This window comes from Neisseria lisongii (assembly GCF_028463985.1).
Classification (GTDB): domain Bacteria; phylum Pseudomonadota; class Gammaproteobacteria; order Burkholderiales; family Neisseriaceae; genus Neisseria; species Neisseria lisongii.
Map to the genome: position 1 here is coordinate 1,369,203 of NZ_CP116766.1, position 15,777 is coordinate 1,384,979.

Annotated in this window: 13 protein-coding genes; 11 read left to right on the forward strand and 2 right to left on the reverse strand. The window is 55.2% G+C overall.

Annotated elements, in window-relative coordinates; all coding sequences use genetic code 11:
* Positions 1–2 precede the first annotated feature (2 nt).
* The 4 genes from PJU73_RS06265 to ribD all read left to right on the forward strand — a co-directional run bounded on the left by PJU73_RS06265 (position 3) and on the right by ribD (position 4,448).
* Positions 3–1,268 carry a Glu/Leu/Phe/Val family dehydrogenase gene (locus PJU73_RS06265; protein WP_237092020.1) on the forward strand — a complete coding sequence of 422 codons (1,266 nt, stop codon included), beginning with the start codon at positions 3–5 and terminating at the stop codon, positions 1,266–1,268.
* A 206-nt stretch (positions 1,269–1,474) separates the two neighbouring features.
* Entirely contained in the window at positions 1,475–2,317 is an 843-nt protein-coding gene (locus PJU73_RS06270; protein ID WP_237092019.1) for a class II glutamine amidotransferase, read from the forward strand.
* Between the two features lie 470 nt (positions 2,318–2,787).
* Positions 2,788–3,264 carry a transcriptional regulator NrdR gene (gene nrdR / locus PJU73_RS06275; RefSeq protein WP_237092018.1) on the forward strand — a complete coding sequence of 159 codons (477 nt, stop codon included), beginning with the start codon at positions 2,788–2,790 and terminating at the stop codon, positions 3,262–3,264.
* Positions 3,265–3,335: 71 nt separating this feature from the next.
* A complete protein-coding gene (gene ribD, locus PJU73_RS06280; protein WP_237092017.1) occupies positions 3,336–4,448 on the forward strand; it encodes a bifunctional diaminohydroxyphosphoribosylaminopyrimidine deaminase/5-amino-6-(5-phosphoribosylamino)uracil reductase RibD in 1,113 nt (370 codons plus the stop codon).
* Positions 4,449–4,515: 67 nt separating this feature from the next.
* On the opposite strand, the gene PJU73_RS06285 is transcribed toward ribD, so the two are convergent.
* Together PJU73_RS06285 and PJU73_RS06290 are read right to left on the reverse strand one after the other, a co-directional pair.
* Positions 4,516–5,316: an IS3 family transposase gene (locus tag PJU73_RS06285; protein ID WP_237092029.1), complete on the reverse strand. Its 801-nt coding sequence runs from the start codon at positions 5,314–5,316 to the stop codon at positions 4,516–4,518.
* The gene (locus PJU73_RS06290) at positions 5,313–5,660 is read right to left on the reverse strand and encodes a helix-turn-helix domain-containing protein (RefSeq protein WP_272606691.1); all 348 of its coding nucleotides are present in this window, start codon (positions 5,658–5,660) and stop codon (positions 5,313–5,315) included. Before PJU73_RS06290 ends, PJU73_RS06285 begins: the two co-directional genes overlap by 4 nt.
* A 295-nt stretch (positions 5,661–5,955) precedes the next feature.
* On the opposite strand from PJU73_RS06290, the gene PJU73_RS06295 reads away from it, so the two are divergent.
* The 7 genes from PJU73_RS06295 to PJU73_RS06325 all read left to right on the forward strand — a co-directional run bounded on the left by PJU73_RS06295 (position 5,956) and on the right by PJU73_RS06325 (position 15,721).
* On the forward strand, positions 5,956–7,263 hold the full coding sequence (locus PJU73_RS06295; RefSeq protein ID WP_237091574.1) for a nucleotide sugar dehydrogenase: 1,308 nt from the start codon (positions 5,956–5,958) through the stop codon (positions 7,261–7,263).
* Positions 7,264–7,387: 124 nt separating this feature from the next.
* The gene (locus PJU73_RS06300; RefSeq protein ID WP_237091573.1) at positions 7,388–8,776 is read left to right on the forward strand and encodes a lipopolysaccharide biosynthesis protein; all 1,389 of its coding nucleotides are present in this window, start codon (positions 7,388–7,390) and stop codon (positions 8,774–8,776) included.
* A gap of 138 nt (positions 8,777–8,914) precedes the next feature.
* Positions 8,915–9,985 carry a glycosyltransferase family 4 protein gene (locus PJU73_RS06305; RefSeq protein WP_237091571.1) on the forward strand — a complete coding sequence of 357 codons (1,071 nt, stop codon included), beginning with the start codon at positions 8,915–8,917 and terminating at the stop codon, positions 9,983–9,985.
* A gap of 36 nt (positions 9,986–10,021) precedes the next feature.
* Positions 10,022–11,197: a glycosyltransferase gene (locus PJU73_RS06310; protein WP_237091569.1), complete on the forward strand. Its 1,176-nt coding sequence runs from the start codon at positions 10,022–10,024 to the stop codon at positions 11,195–11,197.
* Complete coding sequence (locus PJU73_RS06315; RefSeq protein WP_272606692.1) at positions 11,190–12,425, forward strand: NeuD/PglB/VioB family sugar acetyltransferase; 1,236 nt, start codon at positions 11,190–11,192, stop codon at positions 12,423–12,425. Before PJU73_RS06310 ends, PJU73_RS06315 begins: the two co-directional genes overlap by 8 nt.
* Before the next feature lie 12 nt (positions 12,426–12,437).
* Entirely contained in the window at positions 12,438–13,613 is a 1,176-nt protein-coding gene (locus PJU73_RS06320) for a DegT/DnrJ/EryC1/StrS family aminotransferase (protein WP_237091568.1), read from the forward strand.
* A gap of 227 nt (positions 13,614–13,840) precedes the next feature.
* A complete protein-coding gene (locus PJU73_RS06325) occupies positions 13,841–15,721 on the forward strand; it encodes a polysaccharide biosynthesis protein (protein ID WP_237091567.1) in 1,881 nt (626 codons plus the stop codon).
* Positions 15,722–15,777: the final 56 nt, after the last annotated feature.

The window sequence follows — 15,777 nt, forward strand, 5'->3', positions numbered from 1 at the left end:
CAATGTCTCATTCCGCAGCAAAAGAAACCCTCAATCCGTTTGAAATTGCCCAAAAACAAGTGAAAGCCGCCTGCGACCGTCTGAATGCCGATCCGGCCGTGTACGAAATCCTGAAAAACCCGATGCGCACGCTGGAAGTGAATTTTCCGGTCAAACTCGACGACGGCTGCGTCAAAACCTTTACCGGCTACCGTGCGCAGCACAACAACGCCGTCGGCCCGTTTAAAGGCGGCGTACGCTTCCATCCGAATGTAAATCTCGACGAAGTCAAAGCCCTTTCCACATGGATGACGTTCAAATGCTGCGTGGCAGGCATTCCCTACGGCGGCGGCAAAGGCGGTATCACACTTGATCCGAAAGACTATTCCGAAGCCGAATTGGAACGCATTTCCCGTGCCTACGCCGAAGCCATTTCCCCGCTGATCGGCGAAAAAATCGATATTCCCGCTCCCGATGTCAACACCAACGGCAAAATCATGTCGTGGATGGTTGATGCCTACGAAAACATCGTTAAAAAATCCGCACCGGGCGTATTTACCGGCAAACCGGTAGAATTCGGCGGCTCGCTGGCCCGCACCGAAGCCACCGGCTACGGCGTGAATTTCGCCGCCGTCCAAGCCTTGGCCAAACTGGGCAAAGACGTAAAAGGCGCTACCTACGCCATTCAAGGCTTCGGCAATGTCGGCTACCACACCGGCTATTACGCCCACCAAGCCGGTGCCAAAGTGGTTGCCATTTCCACCGTTGATGTGGCCATCTACAACGAAAACGGCTTGGATATGGATGCCATCATCAAAGAATTCCAAGCCAACGGCTTTGTAACCAACGAAGCGGGTTACGGCAAAGAAATCACCAACGCCGAACTGCTCGCCTTGGATGTGGACGTATTGGCACCTTGCGCACTGGAAAACCAAATCACCTCTGAAAACGCCGCCCAAGTGCGTGCCAAAATCGTGGTCGAAGGTGCCAACGGTCCGACCACGCCCGAAGCCGATGCCATTCTCCACCAAAACGGCGTTTTGGTCGTACCCGACATTCTCGCCAACTGCGGCGGCGTGGTCGTATCCTATTTCGAATGGGTGCAAAACCTGCAAGGCTATTATTGGGAATTTGACGAAGTTCAGGAAAAAGAAACCGTGGTGCTGCGCCGTGCCTTCAACGACATTTGGAATCTTGCCCAAGAATACCAAGTCGATTTGCGTACCGCTTCCTATATGATGAGCATCCGCCGTGTCGAAAAAGCCATGAAACTGCGCGGCTGGTATTAATCCCGTGCCAAATAAAGCAGGCGGAACATTCCGCCTGCTTTTTTATAGCGGACTGAATCCGGAAAGGCCGTCTGAAAACGCAATCTATCGGTTTTCAGACGGCCTTTGCGCTGCTCAAAACAATGTTTTCGCCCCGCCCGTTTCCAAGCCGCCAAAAATCCCGTATCATCAAAAATTCAGCAACCGTTTTTCATCAGGCTAGTCTTATGTGTCAATTACTCGGCATGAACTGCAACACGCCTACCGATATTATGTTTTCGTTTGAAGGCTTCCGCCGCCGCGGCGGCATTACCGACCATCACGCCGACGGTTTCGGTATCGGTTTTTTTGAAGGCAAAGGCGTGCGGCTGTTTCACGACGACAAACCCAGCGCCGATTCGCCGGTGGCCGATTTGGTGCGTGCCTACCAGATTAAATCGGAAAACGTGATTGCCCACATCCGCAAAGCCTCGCAAGGACAGACTTCGCTGGCCAATACCCATCCGTTTATGCGGGAAATGTGGGGCGAATACTGGCTGTTTGCCCACAACGGCCACCTGCTGGATTTTTATCCCGAACAGGGCGTGTTTTACAAAGCGGTCGGCAGCACCGATTCCGAACGGGCGTTTTGCTATATTTTAAACAGCCTGCGCAGCCGTTTTCCCGAAAAACCCGACGAAGAAACCCTGTTTGCGGCGATTGCCGCTCTGACCGCCGAAATCCGCAGCCACGGCCTGTTTAACTTTGTGATGTCCAACGGCGACTGTCTGTTTGCCCACGCCAGCACGCTGCTGCACTATATCGTACGCAAAGCCCCGTTCGGCAAAGCACGGCTGCTGGACGACGACGTGATGATCGATTTTGCCGAAGTAACCACGCCCAACGACAAAGTCGCCGTCATCGCCACGCTTCCGCTGACCCGCGACGAATCATGGCTGCAACTGGCGGTAAACGAATTGGCGATGTTCCAACACGGCGACATCGTCCGCTCCGACAAACCCGCCGAACCGGTGTATATGAGTACCGAAGAAGGCCTCGCCATCGCCCGTGCGGTCGGGGTATCGGTTTAAATAAAAAAACCGCCTGCAACAGCAGGCGGAAAAAACATTTGTTTTTATTGGCGGGAAATAATCATTGACTAAACAGCATTATCAACGCTAAGATAATCCGAGCATCAATAGTGATGTTCATAATGAAATTTCCGATCGAGATGGTAAGTAGTTGGAAGTGTTATTTTCCAGACAAGGCGGCGAGCTGAAGACAGTATGAATAATACGGCAAAGCAAGCCAACGCCGTATGGGAAATAACAATTTCAACTATAGTTTCATTTTGAAACCGCTCCTTTCTAAGGCCGGTTTCGCAACAAAGCCCCACCTCCAATGGGGCTTTGTTGTTTCCAGCCCCGCAGCAATCTTAGCACGCACTGATTAACCGTCTCAATCGTTTTTTCATTTTCAGACGGCCTTTTCCGCAGCGCCGCCTATACGCCGCTCTACCGATACGCTACAATATCCGGTTTACACACCGACTGTCTGCTACATGAAATGTCCGTTTTGCCAACACGCCAACACTCAGGTTACTGATTCCCGCCTTTTGGACGAATCCAACAGTATCCGCCGCCGCCGCCGCTGTCCGGCCTGCGGCCAGCGTTTCAGCACTTTTGAAACTGTGGAAATGCGGATGCCGCAGGTGTTGAAAAGCAACGGTTGCCGTGTGTCGTTTAACCCGCACAAGCTGCACACCAGCCTGGCCCGTGCTTTGCACAAGCGGCCGGTGTCGGCGGAAAAAATCGATGAAACGGTGGCGCTGATCGAGCAGCGTATCTACCGCCTCGGCGTGAAGGAAATCCCGTCCCGCATGATTGGCGAAATGGCAATGGAAGAATTGCTGAAAATCGACCAAGTGGCATATGTCCGTTTTGCATCGGTGTATAAAAGTTTCCACGACGTTTCCGAATTTGCCCGGGCGATTGCCCTGTTGCCGCCGAACGGCGATACGCCGACGGTTTCAAAATAATCTCCATTTCCCGTTTCCATGGTTTCAGGCCGCCTGAAAACCGGCAAAACGGATTTTTACAAAGCCAAACCATGTTCGACCAAACCGATATTCAAATGATGCAGCACGCCCTTTCCCTCGCACGGTTGGGGCGTTTTTCCACTTCGCCCAATCCCCGTGTCGGCTGCGTGATTGCACAAGGCGGCCAGATTGTCGGACAGGGCTTCCATATCCGTGCGGGCGGGCCGCATGCCGAAGTCCACGCCCTGCGTCAGGCGGGTGATTTCGCCGTCGGCGCAACCGCCTATGTTACGCTTGAACCGTGCAGCCACTACGGCCGCACGCCGCCCTGCGCCGAAGCCCTGATTCAGTCGGGTATCAAACGGGTAGTAGCGGCGATGACCGACCCCAATCCGCTGGTAGCGGGAAACGGCTTGGCCATGCTGCGTGCCGCCGGTATCGAAACCCGCTCCGGTTTGCTGGAACACGAAGCCCGCACACTCAATCGGGGGTTTTTATCCCGAATCGAACGCCAACGCCCGTTTGTCAAACTCAAATGCGCCGCCTCGCTCGACGGCAAAACCGCACTTTCAGACGGCCGCAGCCAATGGATTACCGGCGATGCCGCCCGTGAAGATGTGCAGATTCTGCGTGCCGAAAGCTGCGCCGTTTTAACCGGAATAGGCACCGTATTGGCCGACAATCCCCGCCTGACCGTCCGCAGTTTCCCGACCCTGCGCCAACCGGCACGCATTATCTTGGACAGCCGCCTGCAAACGCCGCCGGACTGCCATCTCATCACCGACACCGCCGCCCCGACCCTGATCGCCACCTTAATCGACGATCCCGAACGGCACACACCCTATCTGCAGCAGCCGCATGTCCGGATCATCAGGCCGTCTGAAAATGCCGCCGGACAAATCGACTTGGCGGATTTGTGCCGGATACTGGCGCAGCAAGGCATAGGCGAGCTGATGATCGAAGCCGGTGCCACCCTCAACGGCGCATGGCTGCAATCGGGTTTGGTGGACGAAATCGTTTATTACCAGTCTGCCAAAATCTTGGGCAACCCTGCCCGAACGCCGTTTGCCCTGAACGAACAGCCGCAGGCACTCGCCGCCCCCGCCGCATGGCACAGCCTCAGCGTGGAAATATTGGGCAACGACATCAAATGGGTGCTGGCACGGGCGGACAGTGCAGCATAGCCATGCCGTCTGAAAACGGTATCATGGTGAACTGCCCCCCAATACTTGGACAAGTTAAGAATCTTTCTCAAACAGCCTTTTCAAGCTGGGTTCTGTAGCCGACAGGACTCAGCTTTTTTAAGTTTAAACTAATCCGCTCATGATTGTAGTAACGTATGTAATCATCTATTACCTCTGTCAGCTCTGCCACCGACAACGCACCTTCCTGATAGAAGCTCTCTTCTTTTAATGTACCGAAGAAACGCTCCATCGGCGCATTGTCCCAGCAATTTCCTTTGCGCGACATGCTTTGCACCATTCCTTTCTCAGCCAGTTTCGCCCGATAAGCCCCGGTGCGGTAAAGCACACCCCGGTCGGAATGCAGCAGCGGCGTTTGGCCTTTCAGACGACCAAATGCTTTATCCAACATTTGCGCCACCATTTTACTGTTTGCTCTGCGGCCTAAAGAATAGGCCGCAATCTCCCGATTAAACACATCCAATATCGGCGACAAGTAAAGCTTCCCGTCTGTGCATTTGAACTCCGTCACATCGGTCAGCCATTTGTCTGCCGGTTTGCCGGCAGTAAATTCACGATTAAGAATATTATCCGAAGCCTCTCCTGTTACCTGCGGACGGTAGGCTTTTTTGCTGCGGACTTTGGCTTTCAGTCCCAACAAACCCATAATGCGCTGCACTTTCTTTTTGTTCCACGACAATACGGCGGCAATCCGCCGATGACCGTAGCGGCCTTTGTGTCGGCGATAGACTTCACTTACTGCGGTTTTGGCCGCCGCATCGGGATCGGCTTTGCCGATATGGTAATGAAAGCTGCTTTTGGGAATGCCGGCACTGTGCAGCAGATATTTCAGCGGGTGCTTCGCTCTCAACGTTTGAACGGTTTCGCAGCTTTGGCGGCGTTCTTTTCGTTGAGGGCTTTCATGTGCTTTAGGTAGTCGTTCTCCGCCCTCATGTAACGTAACTCTTCAATCAGTTCCGCCCGGGTTTTTTGGTGGTCGGGTTTGTCGGCGATAAACGGGTTTTTGCGTTTGGTCTTCATAAACGTAGCCTGCGGGTGTTGAAGTGCGGCGATACCGCCTTGCCGATAGGCGGCTATCCAACGGCGCAGGTGGGTGCGCAAGACGTTGAAGTGCTCTGCGGTGCGCTGTTGGCTGTGCACTTGGTGATAATGGAGTACGGCTCGGTATTTGAAGTGTAGGTTATATTTGGACATAAGAAAACTGCACCTTTTAAAGTTGGAGGGGTGTCCAACTTTTGGGGTGCAGTTCATGGTTTTCAGACGGCCTTTTAGTGAAATAACCCCAAAGCCATACAAAGCGGCAAGACGAAGCCAACGATATAGTGTTTTGAGGTTATTTCACTATATCTTGATTTTCCATTTGAATCCTACTGTACAAAGGCTTATGATTACACGTTTGCCGCCCTATCGTGAACGCACTTGAAAAGAATAACGGCGTTTGCCCGCCTTATCCCGCTTTTAGCGAATTCACATATTCCAGAGAAACACCATGAACAATCAAACCATTCAAAAATTCGCCGACAAAAGCGCCAAAATCGGCATTGTCGGCTTGGGCTATGTCGGCCTGCCGCTGATGTTGCGCTATGCCGACATCGGCTACACGGTTCTCGGTTTCGACATCGACCGTGAAAAAGTCGGCAAATTAAACCGGGGCGAAAGCTATATCGAACACATCGCCGCCGACAAAATCGCTGCCGCCCGCAGCAAAGGTTTTGAAGCCACCACCGACTTTTCCCGTATCGGCGAAGTCGAAGCCGTAATTTTGTGCGTACCGACACCGCTCAACCGCTACCGAGAGCCGGACATCAGCTTCGTTACCGACACCGCCGATGCCATCAAACCTTATCTGCGTGCCGGACAAGTGGTGTCGCTCGAATCGACCACCTACCCCGGCACGACCGAAGAAGAACTGTTGCCCCGCATTGAAGAGGGCGGCCTGAAAGTCGGTAAAGATATTTTCTTGGTGTATTCGCCCGAACGGGAAGACCCGGGCAATCCGCATTTTGAAACCCGCACCATTCCCAAAGTCATCGGCGGCCACACCGGCGCATGTTTGGAAGTCGGGCTGGCACTCTACCGCCCCGCCATCGATACGGTGGTGCCGGTGAGTTCCACCAAAGCCGCCGAATTGACCAAACTGTTGGAAAATATCCACCGTGCCGTCAATATCGGTTTGGTGAACGAGATGAAAATCGTGGCGGACAAAATGGACATCGACATTCACGAAGTCATCAATGCCGCCGCCACCAAACCGTTCGGTTTCGTCGCCTATTATCCCGGCCCGGGGCTGGGCGGCCACTGCATTCCCATCGACCCTTTCTACCTGACGTGGAAAGCACGGGAATACGGTGTCAATACCCGTTTTATCGAGCTGGCGGGCGAAGTCAATTCCTATATGCCCGATTATGTGATTGAAAAAGTTACGCTGGCGCTCAACCGCCAAAGCAAGGCCGTCAATCGCAGCAAAATCCTGATTTTGGGCATTGCCTACAAGAAAAACGTGGACGATATGCGGGAAAGCCCGTCTGTCGAAATTATGGAACGTCTGGCCAAACTCGGTGCCGACATCGCCTATTCCGACCCGCACGTCGCCGAGTTTCCCGACATCGCCGGACACGCCCGCTTCGAGCTTTCCAGCACGCCGCTGACACCGCAGACGCTGGCGGGCTTCGACTGCGTGGTGCTGACCACCGACCACGATAAATTCGACTACACCATGATTGCCGAACACGCCAAACTGATTGTGGACACCCGCGGCCGCTTTCCGTCCGGCCGCCCCAACGTGGTGAAAGCCTGATAAAGGCCGTCTGAAAACGGAATTGTGCAAAAACACAACCCAGTATAGTGAAATCATTTATCCGTTATCAAACTAGACGTTATATCCGTTTTCAGACGGCTTCTCTTTTAACCATTCCCCCATCATGCCCAAACTGCACAAAATCCTTGCCTACGCCCTCGGCCCGATCGGTAGCGCCGCTTTCGGTATCGTATCGCTGCCGCTGATGTCGTGGCATTTTTCCGCCGCCGACATCGGTAGTGTGGCCTTGCTGCAAACCGTTGCCGGACTGGGGATTTTGCTGTTCGGGCTGGGTTTGGATCAGGCGTATATCCGGGAATACCACGCCGCTGCCGACAAAGCCGCATTGCTGAAAACGGTGTTGCCGCTGCCGCTGGTTTTGGCGGCGTTTTTTCTGATGTCCGGCAACCGCTGGCCGTCTGAAATCCTGTTTTCCTCAAGCAGCCGCGGTTTGGCGGCGGGTGGGCTGTTTATCGGGGCGTTTTTGCTGACCCGTTTTTTGTCGCTGACACTGCGGATGCAGGAGCGGGCATGGGCGTTTTCGTTCAGCCAGCTGCTGCCCAAAATCTTGGTCTGCCTGCTGATTACCGGCTGTATTCTGTTTTCCCTGCCCAACCATACCGCCGTTTTGTTCGGCATTTACGCCGCCGCCCAAACCGCCGCCGTTGCCTTGCTGTTGTGGCAAAGCCGCCGCACGCTCGCTGCCGCCGCAAAAGCCCCTTGGTGCGCCGACACCCACCGTGCCGCCCTGAAATACGGGCTGCCGCTGGCCGCTGCCAATCTGACCTATTGGGCGTTTGCCTCGCTCGACCGCTTTTTGCTCAAACAGTGGGCGGGGCTGGAACAGTTGGGCGTGTATGCGATGGCACTCAATTTCAGCGCCGTCGCTCTGATTGTGCAGAGTATTTTTTCCACCATTTGGGCCCCGATGGTGTTCAAATGGGTAAACGATCATGAACACTGCGACAAAATCGGCGGCATTGCGCTGCTGGTCGCCCAAGCCACGGCGGCACTGATTTGTCTGGTCGGCATTGCCTCGCCCGCCGCCGCACGGCTGCTGCCCGAAGCCTACGCCGATGTGCCGTTTATCCTGCCCGCCGCCTTGCTGGTGCCGCTGTTTTATACGTGGACGGAAGTCGGCGGCATCGGTTTGAACGTGGTAAAAAAAACCGGTCTGATTGCCGCCGTCAATCTTGCCGCCCTTGCCGCCAACCTGCTGCTGCTCTATCAGCTGGTTCCGCCCTTGGGTGCAAAAGGTGCGGCGGCGGCAACGGCGGCGGCGTTTTGGCTGTTTTTTATTTTGAAAACCGAGCTTTCTGCCCGACTGTGGCAACCGCTGCCCCGCCGCACGCTCTACGCCGCCGCTACCGCCTGCCTGAGCGTGTGCCTCTGCTATACGCTGTTCGGCAACCGTGAAAACTATCCCCTGTTCGCCGCCGTTTGGCTCGCTGCCCTGCTGTGGCTGGCATACCGCAACCGGAACCGTTTTTTGCACTTCGTCCGACGGTTTTGACGGTTTTCAGACGGCCTAGGCCGTCTGAACATCAGGTTTTACCGCAAACAAAAATAGCGGCGGCGAATGGTCAAATGCCGCCGCCTCAGCTAAAATCCCATTCTTCCACAACGCATATTTTTTTATCCGGCAAACATCATGAAAATCGTTCTTACCACTTCCATGGCGGGCTTAGGCGGCACGGAAAACGCCACTTTCCGGCTCGGCCGTCTGCTGACCGAACGCGGCCACCGTGTTATTTTGGCATCGTCAGACGGGCCGCTGCTGCCCGATGCTCAGGCGGCGGGCATGATGTGGCAACCGGTCGATTTTTATCGGGGCGGCGTGTTCGGCTATATCAAAGCGGTGTTTGCGCTGATGAAAATGCTCAAACAGGAACAGCCCGACATCGTCCACTGCCAAATGGCGAGAATCGTCCCCGGCTGCGTCGCCGCTGTGCGTTTGGCTTCGCCGAAAACCAAAGTGTTTTACCACGCCCGGGGGCTGAATCCGGAAACTTATCCGAAAATCGCCAAAATGTTCGACCGTTTGGGCGTGTACATCATCGGCAACTGCCGCCACGAGCAGGAAAAGCTGATCCGCCACGGTTTCCCTGCCGAACGCATCCGCTATACCTACAACGCTCTGCACCAAATCGACCGTGTTCCCGAAAAAAGCCGACGGGATTTCATCATGCTCGGCACGCTCTCCCGCCTCGACAAAGTGCGGGCGGTGCATTTGATGATCGACATATTCAAACAGTTGCTCGATAAAGGCTTGCCGGTGCGGCTGCAGATTGCCGGTATCGGCGAAGAAATGGAAAATCTGAAACATCAGGCCGAACGCTTGGGCATTGCCGACAAGGTCAATTTTTTAGGCGGCGTGCGTGATTTGACCGCTTTTTTCGGTGAGACCGATATTCTCGTCAATACGCCGCACTGTATCGGCGACCACGGCGCAGGTGTCGGCAACAATATCCTCGAAGCCGGTCTGTATCACACGCCTGTCGTAACCTACGATATGGCGGGCATTTCCGAAATCGTAATCAACGGCCAAACCGGTTTCTGCATTCCGTTCGGCAATCAGGAAGCGTTTATCGATGCCGTCGTCCGCTTGAGCGCCGACCCGAAACTGCGCAAACAGCTCGGCAACGCCCTCAACCGCCACGTTACGGCTTTGTGTTCGGACGATGAAATCTACCGCACCACAATGGATGCCTACCGTATGTAAAGGCCGTCTGAAAACGCCAACCGCCCGCCTAAACCTATGAACATTACCATTGTCGCCCCTTTCTGCTCGCTGCCGGACGAGCCGTATTTCAACCGCTTCCAATATCTGGCGCAGCGGCTGGCGCAGCGGCACAATGTGTTGCTGCTGACCAGCAATTTCCGCCATTTCGACAAAACCTTCCGCCCGCCTGTGCAGGCGGCTGCGCAAGGCCGTCTGAAAGAAGCCAAAATCGAGCTGCTGGCCGAAAGCGGCTACGCAAAAAACGTTTCGCTGCAACGGCTGATCAGCCACCACCGTTTGGCACAAAGTCTCGAACGCCGCCTGCAGCAATGCCGTCCGCACGAATGGGACGTGGTGGTTTCCGCCTATCCGCTGATGGCGACCAATCTGCTGCTGGGCAAATACAAGCGACGTTTGGGCTACAAACTGATTATCGACGTGCAGGACGTGTGGCCGGAGTCTTTTTCCGCCGTGCTGCCCGTGCTGAAAAAAATCCCGCCGCAGCTGCTGCCGTTTGCCCGCCGTGCCGACCGTGCCTACCGCTGTGCCGATGCGTTGCTTGCCGTGTCGCAAACCTATCTGCAGCGGGCGCAGCGGGCCAATCCCGACGTTCCTGCCGAAACCGTGTATATCGGTGCGGATTTCAGACGGCTTCAGGCGGTGCCGCCGCATGATTTCGGCGATAATACCGTGCGTTTTTTCTATCTCGGCACGCTCAGTTTCAGCTATGATGTTGCCACTGTCTGCCAAGGCGTGGCGCAGCTTGCCGACGAGGGTTATCCGGTGGCGCTGCACATTATGGGCGGCGGGCCGAACGAGGCGGAACTCAGACGCTTCGCCCACCCTGCCCTGCATTTTCACGGCTATCTGCCCTACGATGAGATGATGTCGCTGGCAAAAGGCTGCGATATTGCCGTCAATCCGATTCACAGCCACGCCATGCAGTCGGTTACCAATAAATTTTCCGACTATATGGCGCTGCAAAAACCGGTTATCAGCAGCCAAACCGACCCGGAAGTACGCTCGCTGCTGACACTGCTGCCCCATGCGCAATACCGTTCGGGCGATGTTGCCGGTTTTATGGCGGCGGCAAAAACCCTGCTGGCTTCCGACGGCGGCCATGTGCAGAGCCAAGCTGTTCGGGAACGCTTCGACCGTGAAACTGCCTACCGCACGTTCGAGCAAATGATTGAAAGACTCACCCATGAATAACTGCTGCAAACGCCTGTTCGACATTGCCGTATCCGCCGCAGCGCTGCTGGCATTGTCGCCGTTGCTGCTTTGGCTGGTGTACGCCGTCCGCAAAAACCTCGGTTCGCCGGTGTTTTTTGTGCAGGAACGCCCCGGTAAAGACGGCAAACTGTTTAAAATGATTAAATTCCGCACCATGCGCGATGCAACGGATGCCAACGGCAATCCGCTGCCCGACAGCGAGCGGCTCACGCCTTTCGGCCGCCGCCTGCGTGCCGCCAGTTTGGACGAATTGCCCGAATTGTGGAATGTGTTGAAAGGTGAGATGAGTCTGGTCGGCCCCCGCCCGCTGCTGACGGCGTATCTGCCGCTGTATAACGACTTTCAGGCACGCCGCCACGAAGTACGCCCCGGCATTACCGGCTGGGCGCAGGTAAACGGCCGCAATGCGATTTCGTGGCCGGAAAAATTTGCCCTTGATGTGTGGTATGTCGATCACCAAAGTTTTTGGCTGGACATGAAAATCCTGTTGAAAACCGTGAAAAAAGTATTCGTGAAAGAAGGTATTTCCGCCGCAGGCGAAGCCACCATGCCCGTGTTTACCGGCAACAAACGCAAGCTGGTGATTGTCGGCGCAGGCGGCCACGGCAAAGTGGTTGCCGATACCGCCCGTTTGAGCGGACAGTGGCAAGGCGTGTATTTTGTGGACGACCGTGCCGACAGGCCGTCTGAAATCCTCGGTTTTCCGGTATTGGGCGACAGCAGTCTCTTGGGCAACGAAATCCTGCCGCAGGAATTTGATGCCGCCGTTGCCGTCGGCGACAATGCCGCCCGTGCAGCGGTATATCAAAAACTGCACTCGCTGGGCTTTGCATTACCGGCAATTATCCACCCCGCTGCGTTTGTCAGCCCCTTGAGCCGCATCGGTGCGGGAACAGTTGTTTTCGCCCAAGCCGCCGTCAATGCCGGTGCCGCCACAGGCTGCGGCTGCATTATCAACACCGCTGCCAGCATTGATCACGACTGCCGTTTGGGCGATTTTGTCCACATCAGCCCCGGCGCACATTTGGCGGGGCAAACCGAAGTCGGCAATTTGAGCTGGTTCGGCATCGGCTCGTGCAGCCGCCAAGCCGTGAGTATCGGGCAAGCGGTTACTGTCGGCGCAGGTGCTGTGGTGATTAACGATTTTTCAGACGGCCTCACGGTGGTCGGCAATCCGGCCAAACCGTTGGTGGAAAAACAGATTTAAGGAAAACGCTTTATGTTGAACACTTCATTGTCGCCGTGGCCGAGCTTCACACAGGAAGAAGCCGATGCCGTATCCCGTGTGCTGCTGTCAAACAAAGTCAATTATTGGACGGGACAGGAATGCCGCGAATTCGAGCGGGAATTTGCCGCCTACACCGGCACCCGCCACGCCGTCGCCCTCGCCAACGGCACGCTGGCATTAGATGTCGCCCTCAAAGCCCTGAATATCGGCGCAGGCGACGATGTGGTTGTTACCTCCCGCACCTTTCTCGCCTCCGCTTCCTGCATTGTAACCGTCGGCGCCAACCCCGTATTTGCCGATGTCGATTTAAACAGCCAAAACATTACCGCCGAGAGCATACGTGCGGTCTTGACCCCGAATACCAAAGCCGTGATTGTGGTGCATTTGGCGGGAATGCCTGCGGAAATGGACGACATCATGACACTGGCGGAACAACACAATTTGTGGATTATCGAAGACTGCGCCCAAGCCCACGGCGCACGTTACAAAGGCCGCTCGGTCGGCTCAATCGGCCATATCGGCGCATGGTCGTTTTGTCAGGACAAAATCATCAGCACCGGCGGCGAAGGCGGCATGGTTACCACCAACGACGACACCCTGTGGAAGAAAATGTGGGCGTATAAAGACCACGGCAAAAGCTACGATGCCGTGTACCGCCGCAGCCACGCCCCCGGCTTCCGCTGGCTGCACGAAAGTTTCGGCACCAACTGGCGCATGACGGAAATGCAGGCGGCAATCGGCCGCATCCAACTGCGCCGCCTACCCGAATGGTCGGCAACCCGCCGCCGCCATGCCGCCGCCCTTGCCGAAACCTTGAGCCGTTTTTCCTGTATCCGCCTCATCCGAGTTCCCGACTATATCGAACACGCCCAATACAAATTTTACGCCTTCGTCCGCCCCGAAAAACTGAAAACCGGCTGGAGCAGAGACAAAATCATCGCAGCGCTGACCGAACGGGGCGTACCCGTTTATCAAGGAAGCTGCTCGGAAGTCTATCTGGAAAAAGCCTTCGACCACACCCCGTGGCGGCCGCAAAGCCGTCTGAAAAATGCTGTCGAATTAGGCGAAACCTCGCTGATGTTTTTGGTTCACCCGACCTTGAGCGACGACGAAATCACCTTTTGCCGCCGACACATTGAAAACGTGTTAGAAGAAGCAGACAGCTGATTTCTTGGTATATCGTGAATCACTTTAAAAGTATTACTGTGTTGGCTCGCCTTGCCGTACTACCTGTACTGTCTTCGGCTCGCCGCCTTGTACTACTTTTAAAGTGAATCCACTATAGAGAAACATCTTTCCGCTATATAATATTGTTGACAAAACCCAATTTTCAGACGGCCTAGGCCGTCTGAAAATGCCACCGTCCACCGCAGATTAAAGCAAGCCCAAACCCGATGAACTTGGACACCCTGTTATCACTTCCCCGCAGCGTCAAAAAAACCTTTTTCGTGATTCACGATACGGTGATGATTTTTGCCGCCTTCTGGTTCACCCAGAGTTTAAAAGCAGATTATTCCGACGAATGGCTGCAAACCGCCAACTGGGCGGCATTTGCCAGCACCACCTTTTTCACCATCTGGATATTCGTGCGGCTGGGGCTGTATCGGGCCGTTACCCGCTTTGTCAGCGTGCGGGTACTGACCACCGCTTTTTTCGGCAGCGTACTCTCTACCCTGATTTTTTTCCTGTCGGTTTTTGTATTCGAACAACGCCTGCGGCTGGCATTGCCGGTGGTCTATTTCCTGCTGCTGGTCGTATTGGTAACCGGCTCCCGCATGATGCTGCGTACCGTTTTGTCCGAACGCCACCACCGCAATATGTCGCCCGTCATCATCTACGGTGCCGGCCGCTCGGGGCGGCAGCTTTTGGAAGCCATCAAACAGGTTAAAGAATACAGCGCCGTTGCCTTTGCCGACGACAATCCGACGCTGCAACATACCGTGATTTACGATTTGGCAGTCTATGCCCCAAACGAAATCCCGCAACTGATCAAACGCTACGGGGTCAAAAAAATCCTGCTCGCCATTCCCAGCGCCACCGCCGAAGAACGCAAAACCATTATCCGCAATCTGGAACAATATTCCTGCGAAGTATTGGCAATTCCGGGCATGAAAGACTTGGTGGACGGCAAAATCAACATCAGTTCCCTGAAAAAAATCTCCGTTGTCGATTTACTCGGCAGAGAACCGGTTGCACCCGACAATCTCCTAATGAGCGCCAACATCCAAAACAAAACCGTCATGGTTACCGGTGCCGGCGGCTCCATCGGCTCGGAATTGTGCCGCCAAATCGCCGCCTACCGCCCCGACAAACTGATTTTATTCGAACTGTCCGAATTCGCCCTCTACAATATCCATAAAGAATTAAGCGAAAACCCCGACATTACCGCCGAAATCGTCCCCCTGCTCGGCTCAGTGCAAAACCAAGACCATCTGGCAAGCGTGATGAATGCCTACCGTGTCGAAACCGTTTATCACGCCGCCGCCTACAAACACGTCCCCATGGTCGAATTCAACACCATCGAAGGCATACGCAACAACATCTTCGGCACCCTTGCCTGCGCCCAAGCCGCCATCGAATGCAAGGTCGCAACCTTTGTCTTAATCTCCACCGACAAAGCCGTTCGCCCCACCAACACCATGGGCGCCAGCAAACGCATGGCCGAACTCTGCCTGCAAGCCCTCGCCGCCGAATCCCCCGCCACCCGCTTCTGCATGGTGCGCTTCGGCAACGTCTTAGGCTCGTCCGGCTCGGTCGTCCCCGTATTCGAACAACAAATCGCCGCCGGCGGCCCGATTACCCTCACCCACCCCGACATCACCCGCTACTTCATGACCATACCCGAAGCCGCCCAACTCGTGATTCAGGCCGGCGCAATGGGGCGCGGCGGCGACGTATTCGTACTCGACATGGGCGAATCCGTCAAAATCATCGACTTGGCCAAACAAATGATCCGCCTGAGCGGCCTCAAACTGAAAGACCCCGCCCGCAACGACGGCGACATCGAAATCCGCATCACCGGCCTGCGCCCCGGCGAAAAACTCTACGAAGAACTATTAATCGGCGACAACGTACAAACCACCTTCCACCCCCGCATCATGACCGCCAACGAAATCATGCTGCCGTGGCCGCAGCTTAACCAACTGCTCCACCACCTCGACCAAGCCTGCCGCCAAGCCGACCAACCCCAAATCCGCCGCCTGCTGCAAGAAGCCCCCACCGCCTTCACCCCGACAGACGACATCTGCGACTTAGTCTGGCGGCAAAGAAACTAGATTTTTGTTTTATAGAGAAAAAACAGCACAATAAAGCCGTCTGAAAATCAATTTTC

Excerpts from the sequence above, each read along its gene's own strand:
- PJU73_RS06305 (WP_237091571.1), top strand. The coding sequence starts at position 8,915 with ATGAAAATCGTTCTTACCACTTCCATGGCGGGCTTAGGCGGCACGGAA.
- PJU73_RS06290 (WP_272606691.1), bottom strand. The coding sequence starts at position 5,660 with ATGTCCAAATATAACCTACACTTCAAATACCGAGCCGTACTCCATTAT.
- PJU73_RS06325 (WP_237091567.1), top strand. The coding sequence starts at position 13,841 with ATGAACTTGGACACCCTGTTATCACTTCCCCGCAGCGTCAAAAAAACC.
- ribD (WP_237092017.1), top strand. The coding sequence starts at position 3,336 with ATGTTCGACCAAACCGATATTCAAATGATGCAGCACGCCCTTTCCCTC.
- PJU73_RS06310 (WP_237091569.1), top strand. The coding sequence starts at position 10,022 with ATGAACATTACCATTGTCGCCCCTTTCTGCTCGCTGCCGGACGAGCCG.
- PJU73_RS06265 (WP_237092020.1), top strand. The coding sequence starts at position 3 with ATGTCTCATTCCGCAGCAAAAGAAACCCTCAATCCGTTTGAAATTGCC.
- PJU73_RS06315 (WP_272606692.1), top strand. The coding sequence starts at position 11,190 with ATGAATAACTGCTGCAAACGCCTGTTCGACATTGCCGTATCCGCCGCA.
- PJU73_RS06270 (WP_237092019.1), top strand. The coding sequence starts at position 1,475 with ATGTGTCAATTACTCGGCATGAACTGCAACACGCCTACCGATATTATG.
- nrdR (WP_237092018.1), top strand. The coding sequence starts at position 2,788 with ATGAAATGTCCGTTTTGCCAACACGCCAACACTCAGGTTACTGATTCC.
- PJU73_RS06295 (WP_237091574.1), top strand. The coding sequence starts at position 5,956 with ATGAACAATCAAACCATTCAAAAATTCGCCGACAAAAGCGCCAAAATC.
- PJU73_RS06300 (WP_237091573.1), top strand. The coding sequence starts at position 7,388 with ATGCCCAAACTGCACAAAATCCTTGCCTACGCCCTCGGCCCGATCGGT.
- PJU73_RS06320 (WP_237091568.1), top strand. The coding sequence starts at position 12,438 with ATGTTGAACACTTCATTGTCGCCGTGGCCGAGCTTCACACAGGAAGAA.